Origin of the sequence: Micromonospora sp. NBC_01699, assembly GCF_036250065.1 — a bacterium.
Classification (GTDB): domain Bacteria; phylum Actinomycetota; class Actinomycetes; order Mycobacteriales; family Micromonosporaceae; genus Micromonospora_G.
This window is the reverse complement of sequence record NZ_CP109199.1, coordinates 8,194,461-8,209,969: the sequence shown is the minus strand read 5'-3', so window position 1 is coordinate 8,209,969 and position 15,509 is coordinate 8,194,461. Positions and strand designations below refer to the sequence as shown.

Sequence of the window (15,509 nt, the reverse complement as noted above, 5' to 3'; positions counted from 1 at the left end):
GGCTGGCGGGTCAGCGCACGGACGCAAGCCGGCGGATCAGCGGGCGGGTGGGAGCCAGACAGTGAACCGGGCGCCGCCCTCCGGCGCGTGTCCGGCGGTGATCCGGCCACCGAGCCGACGGACCAGACCGGCGGCGAGCGCCAACCCCAGCCCACTGCCGACCTTGCGTACGCCCCGGTAGCGCTGGTGCAGCGCACCCCGTTCGAAGGCGACCGCCAGGTCGTCGTCGGTGAAACCGGGGCCACCGTCGCGTACCTCGACCACCCCGCCGCCGTCCGGTGCGACGGCCACGGCGAGCACCACCGGCGTTCCCGGCGGCACCACCCGCAGCGCGTTCTCCAGCAGCCCGTCCACCACCTGCCGGATCCGACCGGGATCGGTGTACGCCGACACCGGCCGGTCCGCCACCTCGCTGCGCAGCAGTACGCCCATGCCGGCGCACCGGGCCGCCCAGGTTTCCGCCGCGTCGGCGACCAGCCGGCCGAGATCGACCCGCATCGGTTCCAGCGGAAAGTCGACCGCCTCCAGTCGGGCCAGCGCGAGCAGGTCGCTGACCAGCCGGTCCAGGTGTTCGGCCTCGGCGAGCATGGTCTGTCCGGCCCGCTGCGCGCCCTCCGGGCCGACCACCCCGTCGGCGATCGCCTCGGCGTAACCCCGGATGGCGGTCAACGGCGTACGCAACTCGTGCGAGACCGAGAGCAGGAACTCGCGCTGCCGACCCTCGCTGCCGGCCAGGGCGGCGGCGAGCTGGTTGAACGCGTACGCCAGGTCGGCCACCTCCTGCGGTGGCTCGACCGGCAGACGTACGGTCCGGTCGCCGGAGCGCAGCCGTCCGGCGGCGATGGCGGCGTTGCGGATGGGCCGGGCCAGCCGGCGGGCGAGCAGCACACCGGCGACGACCCCCGCGGCGAGCCCGGCGAGCAGTGGCACCCACATGCTGCCGAGCACCGTCCAGAACAGCCCGGTGGAGACCTCGCGGGCGAGCACCACCCCGTTGCCGCCGGGCAGGGCGCGCCCCTCGACCAGTGACGGAACCCCGGAGACGGTACGGCGACCGGAGAAGTTGCGGCCGGCACCGACCTGGTCGACCACCCGTGCCGGCAGGCCCGGCCGGTCGGCCACCCCGGCCCGGATCAGGTACGCGTCGATGTCCTGGTTGCGCAGCTGCCGGATGATCCGTTCCTCGTCGGCGGTACGACCACGGTCGAGCCGGGGACGGAGCGTCTCGGCGGCCAACCGGGCCTGCGCCGTGAGTGCCTCCTTCGCCTGACGTTGTGCCGCCGCGACCGCCAACGGCCCGGCCACGGCAGCGGTGACCAGCACCGAAACCAGGGCCACCGCGCAGCTGACCAGCACCGCGCGGGCGGAGAGGGTACGCCCGACCCGCCACCGCCGCGGCGGAGCCCCGTCGACGAAATACGGTCCGTCGGCGGGAGGTGGCCGGTCGGCGGGACGTGGACCGTCGGCGGGACGTGGACCGATGGCGCGGCGGTCAGTCGGCACAGGCGTACCCGACTCCCCGGTAGGTCCGGATCACCTCGGCGCCGGCGCCGAGCTTGGCGCGTACCTGCGCCACGTGCACGTCCACGGTGCGGGTGCCGGCGTGCGCCGCGTAACCCCAGACCCCGGCCAGCAACTCGTCCCGGGTGAACACCCGGCCGGGCCGGGCCATCAGGTGCGCCAGCAGGTCGAACTCGGTCGAGGTGAGCTGCACCGGGGCACCCGCCACGGCCACCGTACGCCGGGCGGGGTCGAGGGTGACCGGTCCGACCGCGCGGGGACGTTCGGTCCGGTCCGGCGGGCCCGCGGTACGGCGGAGCACCGCCCTGACCCGGGCCACCAGTTCCCGTGGGCTGAACGGCTTGGTCACGTAGTCGTCGGCGCCGAGTTCGAGCCCGACGATCCGGTCGGTCTCGTCGTCGCGCGCGGTGAGGAAGATGATCGGGGTCCAGTCGCCGGCCTCGCGCAACCGCCGGCAGACCTCCGTGCCGGCCAGTCCGGGCAGCGAGATGTCGAGTACGGCGGCAACCGGGCGCAGCCGCCGGGCGGCGGCGAGCCCGGCCGTGCCGTCCCGCTCGATGTGTACGCCGAATCCGTCCCGGACCAGGTAGAGCCGGACCAGGTCGGCGATGGCGGGCTCGTCCTCGACCACCAGGACGAGCCCACGGGCGGCTGCGTCGTCCGTCACCCGCCCATGATGGCCGACCGGTGGCCGTCCGGACATGGCGGGTTTGTTCGAGTTGTGTATGGATCCGGTACGGCGGGTCGGCTCAGGCCGCGACGGCCGGGCTGAACGTCAGGCGGCGGGCCTCTTTCGGGCTCGGCGGCGCCTGCGGGCCGGGGGCACCGGCGCCCCGGAACACGTGGTCGAGCAGGGCGTCGAGCTGCGGCACCGGCTGACAGTGCCCGGCCCTGATCAGGTAACGCTCACGGATGCCGTCCATCGCGGTCGCGGTGAACTCCAGTACGGGCAGCCGGGGATCCGGGGTCCAACTGACGTTGCTGAGGTGCCGCAGGTCGGTGTTGAGGTGCAGACCGAGTCGGCGGAGCACCCGACTCTGCCGGGTCACCACCAGCCGGTGGCTGGTGAGCAGGAGCAGGTGGCCGCCGGGCACCGGGGCGTCCGGTCGGATACAGCGGGCGACGAGTACCGCGGCGTCGTCGGCGGCCACGCATCGCCGGAAGATCGGCAGGTGCCGGCTCATGATCGGCGCGGCCAACCCCGCCTCCGCCGCAGCCGGCAGGAACGTTCGGAAGAAGAGGTCCATGCGCTACTCAACGAAACGTCACCTGGAACTGACGTGGCGTACGCATGGATGAATATGGAATTACAGAACTTCCACGATGGCAAGTTCACCCTCCGGGCGACGCCACCGGTGCGGTCACAGCAGCTCCACGATGGTGGCGTTGGCCATCCCGCCGCCCTCGCACATCGTTTGCAGCCCGTACCGGATGCCGTTGTCCCGCATGTGCTGCAACATCGTGGTCATGATCCGCGCGCCCGAGCCGCCCAGCGGGTGACCGAGCGCGATCGCGCCGCCGCGCGGATTGAGCCGGGTCGGGTCGGCCTCGGTCTCGGCCAGCCAGGCCAGCGGGACCGGCGCGAACGCCTCGTTGACCTCGTACACCCCGATCTCCTCGATGCCCAGCCCGGCCCGGCGCAGCGCCTTCGCGGTGGCCGGGATGGGGCCGGTCAGCATGACCACCGGATCGTCGGCGGCGACCACGGCGGTGTGGATCCGGGCCAGCGGTCGCAACCCGTGTCGACCGGCCCACTCCGAACTGGTCACCGCGAGCGCGGCGGCACCGTCGGAGATCTGCGACGCCGAGCCGGCGGTGACCACACCGTCGGGGCGGAACGGGGTGGCCAGCTCGGCCAACCGGGCCAGGGTGGTGTCCCGACGGATCCCCTCGTCGGCGGCGACCTTCCCGCCGTCGGCCACCGGCACCGGGGCGATCTCCGGGTCGAACGCGCCGGCGTCCTGCGCGGCGGCCGCCTTCTCGTGGCTGGCCAGGGCGAACTCGTCAAGCTGGCTACGCGACAGCCGCCAGCGTCGGGCCATCAGCTCGGCGCCGACCCCCTGGTTGAACGGCACCGGATCCGAGGCGGCGAAGCCGTCCACCCCCCGGTAGCGGGCCCGGACCTGCTCGCCGTAGGGGAGGCCGTCGGTCCCGGACTCCGGCACCCGGATGCTGCTGCCCATCGGCACCCGCGTCATCGACTCCACCCCGCCGGCCACCACCAGCTCGGCCTGGCCGGAGATCACCGAGGCGGCGGCGAAGTGCAGCGCCTGCTGACTCGATCCGCACTGCCGGTCGAGGGTGGTGCCCGGCACCGTCTCCGGCCAGCCCGCCCCGAGTACGGCGTTGCGCCCGACGTTCCACGCCTGCTCGCCGACCTGGGACACGCAACCCCAGATCACGTCGTCCACGTCCACCGGATCGAGACCGGTACGTTCGACCAGCGACCGCAGCACGTGCGCGGACAGGTCGACCGGATGCACCGTGGCCAGCCCGCCCCGGCGTCGTCCGACCGGGGTGCGTACGGCGCCGACGATGACCGCGTCTCTCATCCCAACTCCCCGGTAACTTGGCCTGCTCCGATCGTACGCGGGCAGGACCTGCACCCGACCGGGTCGGGCTGGCATCCTGGATCGGTGCACCCCGATCAGAGCGCGACGCCGACCCGCTGGCGGGTACGCCCCGCCCTGCCCGTACTGAAGCTCGCCGGGGCGGTGGCCCTGGTCGGGCTCGGCCTGCTGCTCGGGGGCGGGGATCCGGTGCCGATCGGGGTGAGCGTACTGGCCGGCGTCGGGCTGCTCGGCTGGGCCGTACGCGACCTGGTGGCCCCGGTACGACTCGCCGTCGACCCGGCCGGAGTGACCGTGATCAGGGGATTCGCCGGCCAGCGACGGCTCGCCTGGAGCCAGGTCGAACGGATAGCGGTGGACAGCCGGCCGCGCCTCGGACTGCGTACCGGCACCCTGGAACTCGATGCCGGTGACTCGCTGCACTTCTTCAGCCGCTATGACCTGGGCGCCGAACCGGGCGAGGTGGCGAACGCCCTGCGAATGGCCAAGTTCCACGCCGGCAACACGTCCGCCGGCCCGGCCGAGCAGCCCTGAGCACACCGGCCGCGCCCGGACCGGGCCCGCCGGCTCAGCCGAGCAGCAGCGAGGTGCGCAGCAGGGTCAGGCCGATCAGGGCGAGCACGACCACCGCGCCGCCGGCGGCCTGGAAGGCGGACCGGCGCATCCGTGGGGCGTAGGCCAGCACCAGCGCCATCAGGGCACCGATCACCAGCCCGCCGAGGTGGCCGGCGATCGAGATGCCGGGCACGGCGAAGGTGAAGACCAGGTTGACCACCAGGACCGGCACCACCGCCGAGGTGTCCCGGCCCATCCGGCGCATGATGATGAACAGCGCGGCGAACAGCCCGAAGATGGCGGTCGAGGCGCCCACGGTCTGGGCGTTGGGCGCGGAGAACAGGTACGCGGCGACGTTCCCGCCGAGCCCGGCGATCAGGTAGAGCGCGAGGAAGCGCAGCGGCCCGAGGGTCGCCTCCAGGGTGCGGCCGAGCATCCAGAGCGCCCACATGTTCAGCAGCAGGTGCACGATGCCGTAGTGCAGGAACATCGCCGTGAACAGCCGGTAGTACTCGTCGGCGGCGATTCCGTGCACCGGGCCGAAGCTGACGTACGGGGCGAAGCCCAGCACCGAGCCCCACCGGGTGAGCGGCGTGCCGCCGCCGAGCAAACCACCGAGACCGCCGCCGGCCACCGCGTCGCCACCGCCGGCCGAGGCGATCGAGATCAACATCAACAGTACGTTGAAGCCGATCAGGGTCTTGGTGACGTAGCCGGCACGGCCGGCGGCACCGCCACCGAAGACGGTACGCGCCGGCCGCTGGCCACGACGGCCTTCGGCCACACACTCGGGGCACTGGTGCCCGACCGACGCTTCCCGCATGCAGTCGGGGCAGATCGGCCGGTCACAGCGGGTGCACCGAACCCAGGTCTCCCGACCGGGGTGGCGGTAGCAGACCGGGGCGGTGGTCTGGGGCGACTCGCTCACGCGGCCACCTCATTGCGCTTACTCAACGCCCGCCACCTCGCTGCACTCGGATGCTCCCGCTCATGCAGCCAAAGGGTACCCCGGTGTGTGGTCAGTCGCCGATGCGCTCGATCTGCACCCGCTCGATCACCACGTCCTGCCGGGGACGGTCGCCCGCGTCGGTCGGGGTGTTGGCGATCACATCGACGACCTTGACCGAGTCCTCGTCGGCGACCTGGCCGAAGATGGTGTGCCGGTTGTTCAGGTGCGGGGTCGCGCCCACGGTGATGAAGAACTGCGAACCGTTGGTGCCCGGTCCGGCGTTCGCCATCGCGAGCAGGTACGGCCGGTCGAAGCGCAGCTCCGGGTGGAACTCGTCACCGAAGTTGTAGCCCGGACCGCCCCGGCCGGTGCCGGTCGGGTCGCCCATCTGGACCATGAAGCCGCTGATCACCCGGTGCGAGATGGTGCCGTCGTAGTACGGCCCGCTGCCCGGCTGCCCGGTGCGCGGGTCGGTGTAGTCCTTCGTGCCCTCGGCGAGCTCGACGAAGTTACGCACCGTCTTCGGGGCGTGGTTGGGGAAAAGTTCCAGCCGGATCGGACCGGCGTTCGTGTGCAGGGTGGCGTAAATGGCCTCGGCCACGGAGTACTCCTCGATCGTCGTGGACTTGCCGGCCGGGGGACGCAGACCGGCAGGCACGGGTCAGTTTCCATGCGGATCCTCCCATGTGCCCGTTCCGGCCGTGCGAAGGCATCCGAAGGTGGAGGATGGCGGAGGAACAACCCGAGGAGGTGGAGACCGGTGTTTGGATTCGGACGCCGCAAGTCCCACGGCCAGCTCGTGCGTACGGAGCTGGGTGAGGGCTTCGGCCACTTCATGCAGGCGGCCGGCCATGCCGCGGACGGTGTCGGCGCCACCGTCGGCCCGAGGGTGCAGGTGGCCCGGAGCCACCTCTCGCCGACCGCGACGAGGGTCGCGGCGACGGCGGCCAACGGTTGGGAGTCGACCATGACCGTGGTCGCACCCCTCGCGGTGGCCGCACTGGCCGGCGCCCGTCAGGCCGGTATGTCCGCCGCCGCGAGCGGGACCAGGAACATCACGGGATCTAAGAAGAAGATGATGAAGGCGATGCCGAAGAACAAGCGGAAGTCGAACGGGTCACGTCGACGCTGGACCCTGTTGACCGGGCTGCTCGCGGCCGGGGCGGTGGCCGGGGCGGTCGGGGCGGTCGCGATCCGCCGCCGACAGCAGGAGCACTGGGAGGCGTACGAGCCGCTGCCGGCGCCGGAGACCAGCCGGGGCGATGGTCGGGCCTCGGCCGGCGGTGGCCTCAGCTCGACTGCCGGCCGCAACGGCGACGAGGCGGCGGGGACGGCGACGAAGCCGAAGCCGGTCACCATCGAGAAGGTCCGGGACCGGACCGCGGCGGCCGGCGAGAAGATCGCCACTACGGCCGGGACGGCCACCGACGGTGGCAAGCCCGCCGGCAAGGCCGCGGCGAAGCCCGACGGTCTGCTCGGCGCCGGCCCGGCGGGCAACAGCCGGAGCTGAGGCCCCGCCGGACGGGTCGTGCCGGGTCAGAGCCAGCGGTTACGCCGGAACCAGCGGTACAGCCCCAACGAGATCGCCACCATGAGGGCGAACACCACCGGGTAGCCGTACTTCCACTGGGTCTCCGGCATGTACGCGAAGTTCATGCCGTACACGCCGGCGATAGCGGTCCAGACGGCCGCGATACCCGCCCACGCGGCGATCTTGCGCATGTCGTTGTTCTGGTCGACGGTCACCTGGGCGAGCCGCGCCTGGAGGATCGAGTTGAGCAGGTCGTCGTAGGAGTTGACCTGTTCGACGGTGCGGGTGAGGTGGTCCTGGACGTCCCGGAAGTAGCGCCGGATCTCCTTGGGCACGTCCCGGTTGACCGTGCCGGTCAACATCATCAGCGGCCGTTGCAGCGGAACCACCGCGCGCTTGAACTCGACCAGCTCGCGCTTCATCTGGTAGATCCGCTGGATCCGGCCGTGCGCCTTGACCGAGAACACCTGGGCCTCCAGGGTGTCCAGGTCGGCCTCGACCTGGTCGGCCACCTCCAGGTAGAGGTCGACCACCCGGTCGGTGACCGCGTACGCGACCGCCCACGGTCCCTGTTCCAGCAGCTCCTTCTTGCCCTCCAGATCGGCCCGGACACCGGCCAGCCGGCAGGCGTCGCCGTGCCGCACGCTGATCACGAACCGGGGCCCGATGAAGAGCATCACCTGGCCGGTCTCGACCACCTCGGAGGTCTCGGTCAGCTCACCGTGCTCGACGTACCGGGCGGTACGCAGCACCAGGAAGCTGACCTCGCCGAACCGCTCCAGCTTCGGCCGCTGTTCGGCCTTTACCGCGTCCTCGACCGCCAGCTCGTGCAGCCCGTACGCGTCGGCGATGCCCGCCATCTCGGCCTGGCCGGGCTCGTGCAGCCCGAGCCAGACGAAGGCGTCGGGCTTGTCCTGTGCGGCGGCCAGCGCGGAGGTGTAGTCCCAGTCGCCGGGCTGGCGCACCCCGCCCACGTAGAGGCCGCAGTCGACCACGCCGGTACGGACTCCATCGGGTGGGGACGCGGGGTGCTGACCGGGGTCGGCGTTGAGTATCCGGCCCATCGCCCGGACCGGGGCGATCCAGGAGCGGGGTCGGACCCGGACCCGCCCGTCGCTACCCGTCTGGTCCTGGTCAAGTCGTTCTGCCATTGGTGGCCCGCCCCCCTCCGTGATTCCGGTACGCGGCTTTGCAGGTTACGCCGGGAGTCGCCGGCCACGCAGATTACGCCGGGAGTCGCCGGCCACGCAGATTACGCCGGGAGTCGCCGGCCACGCAGATTGCGCCGGAGGCGCTGGACGCCGAGCGCGCCGGAAAGGGTCGGTGCCGGGTGGACCGACCGCGTCGGGGGGTAAGGAGCGGTCGGCCCACCCGGCACCTTTGGGGGCGGGGGGCTATGCATTTGGGTCCTGCCCGGACGACCTCGGCGGATCAGCACAGACAACGTCGTGGCTGGTGGCCGGGTCGAAACGTGACAGGCGCTCGCAGCATTGTGGGCCGTTTGCCGGTCCGGCGGGGCCCCCGGACCGGCAATGACGAACTTCTGTCGGGTATCCGACACTTTCTCGGTGGCCGATGCGGGATCTTTCTGATCACCGCCGGATTCTTGCCCGTTCAGCTCTGGCCGCGGACCTCGTCGACCGCGGCGGCCAACCGGCGTACGCCCTCCTCGACCTGGTCCAGGGTGACCGCCGAGTACGCCAACCGCAGCGCGTGGTGCCCACCCTCGATCAGGAAGTCGCTGCCCTTGACCACGGCGACCCCGCGTTCGGCGGCGGCCGGCGCCAACCGGTCGACCAGCACGTCCGGCGGCAGCTCGATCCAGAGGAAGTAGCCGCCGTCCGGCTCGTAGAACCGGACGCCCGGGATGTGCGTGCGCAGCGCCTCGGCGAGCAGCCGGGACCGCTCCCCGAGCGCGGTGCTTACCGTCTCGATCGAGCGGTCGATGTCCCCGGAGACGCAGAACTGGTAGACCGTGGCCTGGGCGAACATGCCCGGCGAGATGTAGAGGTTGGTGGCCTTCTTGGCGATCTCGGCGATCAGTGCGGCCGGGCCCACCAGGTAACCGACCCGGACACCGGGGCAGACCGTCTTGGTGAAACTCGACGCGTGCACCACCACGTCGTGCTCGTCCAGGGACAGCATCGACGGCAGCTGCTCGCCCCGGAACCGGATGTCCGCGTACGGGTCGTCCTCGAAGATCGTGAAGCCGTACTCGACCGCCAGGGCGAGCAGCGCCTGCCGCTTCGCCAGGGAGAGGGTCACCCCGGCCGGGTTCTGGTAGTTGGGGATGATGTGCGCGAGCTTGGGGCGTACTCCGGATTCGAGCAGCTTGCCCAACTCGTCGGTGTCGATCCCGTCGGGGTGGATGGTCACCGAGTGCAGATCGCCGCCCTGTTGTTGCAGGTTGAGCAGGGTCCGGTCGTACGTCGGCCGCTCCACCACCACCGAGTCACCCGGCCGGACCAGGTGCTCGAAGAGGAACGCGTCGGCCTGCAACGAACCGTTGGTCACCAGCACCTGGTCCACCGCCACGCCGTGTTTGCGGGCGATCCACTCGCGCAAGGGCGGGTAGCCCAGCGACGTTCCGTAGGCGGTGACGCCGGCCGGATCCGCGTCCAACGCGCGTACGGCCGCGGCCTTCAGCCCTTCGATATCGATGATGTCCAGCGACGGAGCGCCACGGGCAAAGGAGATCAGCTGCTCGGCAGTCATGACTACCCAGCGTACGGGCGCCCCTCGTCGGTACGGCGGCGGCACGGCGATGTCCGAATCCTGGAAAACGTGACCGGTCGCGTCCCACCCGCGCCCGGACAACGTCCCAGCCCCGCGTACGCCCCGCGGCGACGCGCAACCGACCGCGTGCACCGCGTACCGATGGAAAAGACCCTGTTCACGGCGGACAGCGGGTGACTAATCTCGACCCGTGCCCACCGACCCCCTCCGGTGCGCTGGAGCGCTGATCGTCGACGACGACGGTCGGATCTTCTTCCAGCGCCGGTCCCCGCAGCGAAAGCTCTTCCCCGACACCTGGGACATCGTCGGCGGCCACCTCGAACCCGGTGAGGAGGTCGAGGACGCGCTGTACCGGGAGGTGACCGAGGAGACCGGCTGGACCGTCTCGGTCGTGCTGGGCCCGGTCGGCGAGTACGCCTGGACCGGCAACGACGGCCTCGCCCGGGTGGAGAGCGACTTCCTGGTCCGGGTCGACGGTGATCTCGCCCGGCCCCGGCTGGAGCGGGACAAGCACACCGAGTTCCGCTGGCTGGCCGAGCACGAGATCGCGGTGCTCGACGAACACCGGGACGTCAACGACGGGCTGATCCGCCGGATCGCCGAGGACGGCTTCGCCGCACTGCACGTGATCGGCCTCTGAGCCGACGTCGGCTCGTGCGCGGCCGGCGCCGGCCGGTCGAGCACGAGCCGAGCCCGGCGGGGCACCTGGTCCGACTGGAAACCGCTGTTCTGTCCCGAGGGGCTGTCTCCGTGCGGTAGTCGTTGACTCAAGGAGGCCCCACGATGATCGGACTGGTGCTCGCCGCAGGGGCGGGACGGCGGCTGCGCCCGTACACGGACACCCTGCCCAAAGCGCTCATTCCGGTCGACGGTGGAACCACCATCCTCGACATCGCGCTGCACAACTTCGCCGAGGTCGGGCTGACCGAGGCCACCATCGTGGTCGGCTACGCCGCCCCGGAGGTACACGACCGGCAGGCCGCGCTGGAACGGCGACACGGGGTACGACTCACCCTGGTGCACAACGCCAAGGCCGAGCAGTGGAACAACGCGTACTCGCTGTGGCTGGCCCGGGAACACTTCGGTCGGGGCGCGCTGCTGGTCAACGGCGACACCGTGCACCCGGTGAGCGTGGAACGTACCCTGCTCGCCGGTCGTGGCCCGAGCATCCTGATCGCCGTGGACGACGTCAAGAAGCTCGCCGACGAGGAGATGAAGACCGTCTTCGACGCCGACGGCCGGCTCAAGAAAATCACCAAGCGGATGGACCCGGGCGACGCGCACGGGGAGTACATCGGGGCCACGCTGATCGAGCCGTACGCCGCGCCCGCGCTCGCCGAAGCGCTGGAGGCCACCTGGCGCCGGGACCCGAACCTCTACTACGAGGACGGCTACCAGGAGTACGCGACCCGGGGCGGCGAGGTACGCGGCGCACCGATCGGTGACGTCGAGTGGGTCGAGGTCGACAACCTCGCCGACCTGGTCCGGGCCCGTGAGCTCACCGGCTGGCAGTGGGGACCGTAGAACGACCCGGCAGTGGGGCCGTAGGACGACCGTCAGCGTTTGATGAGGGGGATCGATGCCGCTTCTAGCCCGTACGGTCAACACGCCACTGGTCATCGAGGTGCGCCGGGGTGCGATCGCCGACCTCGGCCCACTCCTGGCCGACCAGCGGATATCCGCCGGTGGCGACGTCGCGGTGGTGGTCGGCCCGGGGCAGGGCGAACGGATCGTCGAGCTGATCCGCCCGACGCTCGGCGCCGCCGACGTGTTCACCGTCTACGGCGGCACCCTGGACGCCGCCCTCGAACTGGGCGACAAGCTGCCCGCCGGGGCGTACGACGCGGTTGTCGGCATCGGCGGCGGCAAGACCATCGACACCGCAAAATACGCCGCCACCCGGTACGGCATGCCGATGGTCTCGGTGGCGACCAGCCTGGCCAACGACGGCATCGCCTCGCCGATCGCCACCCTGGACCACAACGGCGGGCGCCCCTCCTACGGCGTGCACATCCCGATCGCGGTCATGGTCGACCTCGACTTCGTCGAAACCGGTTCGGACCTGCGCAACCGGGCCGGGATCGGCGAGGTACTCAGCAACCTCAGCGCCCTGGCCGACTGGGAACTGGCCCGCGAGGTACGCGGCGAGCAGGTGGACGGCCTCGGCGCCACGCTCGCCCGCAGCGGCGCCGAGGCGATCATCAACCATCCCGGCGACATGAGCGACGACGGCTTCGTGACCATCCTCGCCGAGTCACTGATCTCCAGCGGCCTGGCGATGGCGATCACCGGCACCAGCCGCCCGTGCAGCGGCGGCTGCCACGAGATCATGCACGCGATGCACCTGCTCCGGCTCGGCACCGGCTCGCATGGCGAGCAGGTCGGTCTCGGCGGCCTCTTCTGCACCTTCCTCCGGGGCGACCTCGACCGCTTCCGGCAGATGGCAAGCTGCCTGCACCGGCACGGCCTGCCGATGCTGCCGGCCGGGATCGGACTGACCGACGACGAGTTCGTCGAGGTGGTGACTCTCGCGCCGCGTACCCGGCCGGACCGCTACACGATCATCGAGCACCTGGACCTGGCGCCGGACGGGATCCGCGGCCGGCTCGCGGACTATGCCGATGCGCTCCACGACCACCTCCGCTGAGCCGTACCGGCCGTCCGCCGCCGACTTCTACCGGGCGAACCGGGGCGGCGGGCTGTTCAGCGAGGCACTCAGTCAGCGGCTCGGCGCCGGCCTCGCGTGGCTCGCGTACCGGTTCGGGTTGAGCCCCAGCACGGTGACCATCGGCAACCTGGTGCTGGGCCTGTCCGCCTCGGTCACCACGGCGGCACTGGCCGCGCCGGTCGCCGACGGCACCGTACCGGCCTGGGCCGCCGGTCTGGTCGCGCTGATCGGCTGGCAGACGGCGTACGCCCTGGACTGCGCCGACGGGCAACTGGCCCGGGTGACCGGTCGGGACAGCCCGGCCGGCGCCCGGCTGGACGTGCTCTGTGACGTGGCCGCCCAGATCGGCGTGGTGACGGCGCTCGGCGCGACCGCGGTGGCCCAGCGCCCCTCGACGCCGGTCTGGCTGGTCGCGGCCTTCGCCGGCAGCTGGATGGTGAACCTGGTCACCTCGGTCATGCAGTCCGGCCCGAGTCGCGCCAGCCTGATCACCTCCACCGCCCTGCCGGTCCGGCTGGTGAAGCTCGTCCGCGACTACGGCGCACTGATCTTCGTCGCCGCCCTGGTCCTGCTCCTGGCCCCCGCCGCAACAATCTGGACCATAACCGCCCTCACCACCCTAAACAGCACCTTCCTCCTAGCCAGCATCGCCGCCTCCACCCGCCCCTCCCCCCACTAGCCCCTCCCTCCCCTCCTCCTCCTCCTCCCCCTCCTCCTCCGCGCCGCGCCGCGCCCGCGCGCCTCTCCTCGTCGATCTAGGGCAAATACGTGTTACTTGATCTCTGATCACACGTATTTGCCCTAGATCGACGGCGGGGGCGGGGGGCGGGGGCGGGGCGGGGCGGGGGCGGGGCGGGGCGGGGGCGGGGCGGGGCGGGGGGGTAGGTCTACTTCCGGGTTAGGGAGGTGTAGGTGGTTAGGAGTTGGGTGGTTACTACCTGGGGGTGGAAGGTTTGGGTGTAGCGGGTGCGGGCCAGGGGGGCCAGGGTGGGGGCGGCGGCTCGGGCGGTGGGCAGGGCGGCGGCCAGGGCGGCCGGGTCCGCCGGCACTACCCAGCCGGCGGCGGTGGGCGGGTGGTCCATGCCGATCAGGTACGGCACCCCGCCGAGCGCCGTACCGAGCACCGGGCGGCCGGCGGCGAGCGCCTCGATCACCACTGTCGGAAGTACGTCGTGCCAGGTGGGGACCGCCACCACCACGGCGGTGGAACGGACCGCCGCCCATACCCCGGCCCGGTCCAGCGGACCCAGGTACTCGATGTCCGTACGTTCGGCGGCAGCCGCCTCGGCGAGCGGGCGCAGTTCACCGTCACCGGCGATGCGCAGCGGCCCAAGTGACCCCTCGGGGTGCCGCCGCCAGGCGTCGAGCAGGAGGGCGAGGCCCTTCTCCGGGGAGAGCCGGCCGTAGAAGAGGAAGCCGTCGCCGAGCGGAGCCGGCTCGCCCGGATCGGGGATGGCGTTCGGCTTGATCACTATCCGGTCGGCCGGGATGCCGTACTCCCGGAGGTGGTCGGCGACGGCCGAGGTGAGCGCGATGAAGCGGTCGACCGAACGCCAGGTCGGACGGTGTACGGCGAGTGTCGTCGCCATCAGCGCGCTCTGCACCCGGGAGCCCCGGTAGCAGCGGTGCACGATCGCCGGCACGCCGAGCGCCCGTCCCCGGCAGTCGTGGCAGATGTGCCCGTCCCGGAAGTAGAGGCCGGAGGAGCAGACCTGGCGGTAGTTGTGCACCGTCTGCACCACCGGTACGCCGTGCTGGTGCGCGGTCCGCACTACCCAGGGTGACAGCAACGGGTACGGATTGTGCAGGTGCAGTACGTCCGGCCGGTGTGTCTCGATCAGCCGGCTCAGGTCCCGCTGCGCCTGGGGCGCGTAGATGGGCGAGATCGGCAGCAACGCCTTCGCGCTCTTCGGCATCGCCGGTATCTCATCCGAGCTGCGCAGGAACGGCAGGACCTCGACCCCCGCCGCCGTGAGCTGGGCGATCTCCAGATCGACCATGGTGTTCTCACCCGAGGGTTGAGCCTCGCGATACCGGTTGTGCGCCACGACCACCTTCACGCGACTAGAGGCTACCGTTAGTGACGTGCCCGAACTGCCTGAGGTAGAGGCGCTCGGTGCCTACCTGCGCGAGCGCGCGGTGGGCCGCCGGGTGGAGCGGCTTGAGGTCGCCGCCATCAGCGCCCTGAAGACGTACGATCCGGCGCCGACCGCGGCGGTCGGCCGCGCGGTGTCCGGTGCCAGCCGGTACGGCAAGTTCCTCGACGTCCAGTTCGACGGCGGCCTGCACCTGGTGGTCCACCTGGCCCGAGCCGGGTGGTTGCACTACCGGGAGGCGTTCGTCTCGACCACCCCGCTCAAGCCCGGCAAGGGCCCGATCGCCGTCCGGGTACGCCTCGACGACAGCTCCGGCTTCGACCTGACCGAGGCCGGTACGCAGAAGAAGCTCGCCGCGTACCTGGTCACCGATCCGACCCAGGTGCCCGGCGTGGCCCGACTCGGCCCGGACGCGCTCGCCGCCGACCTGCCGCTGTTCAGCGAGCGGCTGCGCTCCCGCCGGGGACAGGTCAAGGGGATCCTCACCGACCAGGAGATCCTGTCCGGGGTGGGCAACGCCTACTCGGACGAGATCCTGCACACGGCCCGGCTCTCCCCGTTCGCGATCACGGACCGCCTCGCCGACGGCCAACTCGCCGCCCTGCACGCCGCGACCCGGCAGGTGCTGGGTGACGCGGTGGCCCGGTCGGTGGGACAGCGCGCCGCCGAACTCAAGGGCGAGAAGCGGTCCGGGCTGAAAGTGCACGGCCGTACGGGACTTCCCTGCCCGGTCTGCGGCGATACTGTGCGTGAGGTTTCGTTCGCTGATTCGAGCCTTCAGTACTGCCCGACCTGCCAGACCGGGGGCAAGCCCCTTGCCGACCGCCGACTATCCCGACTTGTGCGTTAGGTGACCAACAATTGGCTGAGGGTAGAAATCGCC

Annotated in this window: 16 protein-coding genes; 7 read left to right on the top strand and 9 right to left on the bottom strand. The window is 71.4% G+C overall.

Annotated features, from left to right (window positions below; all coding sequences use genetic code 11):
- Nucleotides 1–36: 36 nt before the first annotated feature.
- From OG792_RS34210 to OG792_RS34195, 4 genes are all read right to left on the bottom strand, one after another.
- Nucleotides 37–1,503: a sensor histidine kinase gene (locus OG792_RS34210; RefSeq protein WP_442932347.1), complete on the bottom strand. Its 1,467-nt coding sequence runs from the start codon at nt 1,501–1,503 to the stop codon at nt 37–39.
- Entirely contained in the window at nt 1,493–2,188 is a 696-nt protein-coding gene (locus tag OG792_RS34205; protein WP_329105996.1) for a response regulator transcription factor, read from the bottom strand. The genes OG792_RS34210 and OG792_RS34205 overlap by 11 nt, the downstream gene beginning before the upstream one ends.
- Before the next feature lie 82 nt (nt 2,189–2,270).
- Entirely contained in the window at nt 2,271–2,768 is a 498-nt protein-coding gene (locus OG792_RS34200) for a hypothetical protein (RefSeq protein ID WP_329105994.1), read from the bottom strand.
- A gap of 114 nt (nt 2,769–2,882) precedes the next feature.
- A complete protein-coding gene (locus tag OG792_RS34195; RefSeq protein ID WP_329105992.1) occupies nt 2,883–4,073 on the bottom strand; it encodes a thiolase family protein in 1,191 nt (396 codons plus the stop codon).
- 84 nt (nt 4,074–4,157) lie between these two features.
- On the opposite strand from OG792_RS34195, the gene OG792_RS34190 reads away from it, so the two are divergent.
- Entirely contained in the window at nt 4,158–4,625 is a 468-nt protein-coding gene (locus tag OG792_RS34190) for a PH domain-containing protein (RefSeq protein ID WP_329105990.1), read from the top strand.
- 34 nt (nt 4,626–4,659) lie between these two features.
- Here OG792_RS34190 and OG792_RS34185 read toward each other — a convergent pair whose 3' ends face one another.
- The gene (locus OG792_RS34185; RefSeq protein ID WP_329105989.1) at nt 4,660–5,574 is read right to left on the bottom strand and encodes a rhomboid family intramembrane serine protease; all 915 of its coding nucleotides are present in this window, start codon (nt 5,572–5,574) and stop codon (nt 4,660–4,662) included.
- Between the two features lie 91 nt (nt 5,575–5,665).
- The gene (locus OG792_RS34180; protein ID WP_329105987.1) at nt 5,666–6,196 is read right to left on the bottom strand and encodes a peptidylprolyl isomerase; all 531 of its coding nucleotides are present in this window, start codon (nt 6,194–6,196) and stop codon (nt 5,666–5,668) included.
- Nucleotides 6,197–6,355: 159 nt separating this feature from the next.
- On the opposite strand from OG792_RS34180, the gene OG792_RS34175 reads away from it, so the two are divergent.
- On the top strand, nt 6,356–7,105 hold the full coding sequence (locus OG792_RS34175) for a hypothetical protein (RefSeq protein WP_329105985.1): 750 nt from the start codon (nt 6,356–6,358) through the stop codon (nt 7,103–7,105).
- 26 nt (nt 7,106–7,131) lie between these two features.
- Here OG792_RS34175 and corA read toward each other — a convergent pair whose 3' ends face one another.
- A complete protein-coding gene (corA, locus tag OG792_RS34170) occupies nt 7,132–8,277 on the bottom strand; it encodes a magnesium/cobalt transporter CorA (RefSeq protein WP_329105983.1) in 1,146 nt (381 codons plus the stop codon).
- A 463-nt stretch (nt 8,278–8,740) separates the two neighbouring features.
- Nucleotides 8,741–9,841, bottom strand: coding sequence for an aminotransferase-like domain-containing protein (locus tag OG792_RS34165; protein ID WP_329105981.1), 1,101 nt, complete (start codon nt 9,839–9,841; stop codon nt 8,741–8,743).
- A gap of 211 nt (nt 9,842–10,052) precedes the next feature.
- On the opposite strand from OG792_RS34165, the gene OG792_RS34160 reads away from it, so the two are divergent.
- The 4 genes from OG792_RS34160 to OG792_RS34145 all read left to right on the top strand — a co-directional run bounded on the left by OG792_RS34160 (nt 10,053) and on the right by OG792_RS34145 (nt 13,209).
- On the top strand, nt 10,053–10,502 hold the full coding sequence (locus tag OG792_RS34160) for an NUDIX hydrolase (RefSeq protein WP_329105979.1): 450 nt from the start codon (nt 10,053–10,055) through the stop codon (nt 10,500–10,502).
- Nucleotides 10,503–10,645: 143 nt separating this feature from the next.
- A complete protein-coding gene (locus tag OG792_RS34155; RefSeq protein ID WP_329105977.1) occupies nt 10,646–11,386 on the top strand; it encodes a phosphocholine cytidylyltransferase family protein in 741 nt (246 codons plus the stop codon).
- A 55-nt stretch (nt 11,387–11,441) separates the two neighbouring features.
- Complete coding sequence (locus OG792_RS34150; RefSeq protein ID WP_329105976.1) at nt 11,442–12,509, top strand: iron-containing alcohol dehydrogenase family protein; 1,068 nt, start codon at nt 11,442–11,444, stop codon at nt 12,507–12,509.
- Complete coding sequence (locus tag OG792_RS34145; protein ID WP_329105974.1) at nt 12,484–13,209, top strand: CDP-alcohol phosphatidyltransferase family protein; 726 nt, start codon at nt 12,484–12,486, stop codon at nt 13,207–13,209. Before OG792_RS34150 ends, OG792_RS34145 begins: the two co-directional genes overlap by 26 nt.
- Before the next feature lie 208 nt (nt 13,210–13,417).
- Here the strand turns inward: OG792_RS34145 and OG792_RS34140 are convergent, their stop codons facing one another.
- Entirely contained in the window at nt 13,418–14,590 is a 1,173-nt protein-coding gene (locus OG792_RS34140) for a glycosyltransferase family 4 protein (protein ID WP_329105972.1), read from the bottom strand.
- Nucleotides 14,591–14,615: 25 nt separating this feature from the next.
- Here OG792_RS34140 and OG792_RS34135 point away from each other — a divergent pair, with 25 nt between their 5' ends.
- Nucleotides 14,616–15,476 carry an Fpg/Nei family DNA glycosylase gene (locus tag OG792_RS34135; RefSeq protein WP_329105971.1) on the top strand — a complete coding sequence of 287 codons (861 nt, stop codon included), beginning with the start codon at nt 14,616–14,618 and terminating at the stop codon, nt 15,474–15,476.
- Nucleotides 15,477–15,509: the final 33 nt, after the last annotated feature.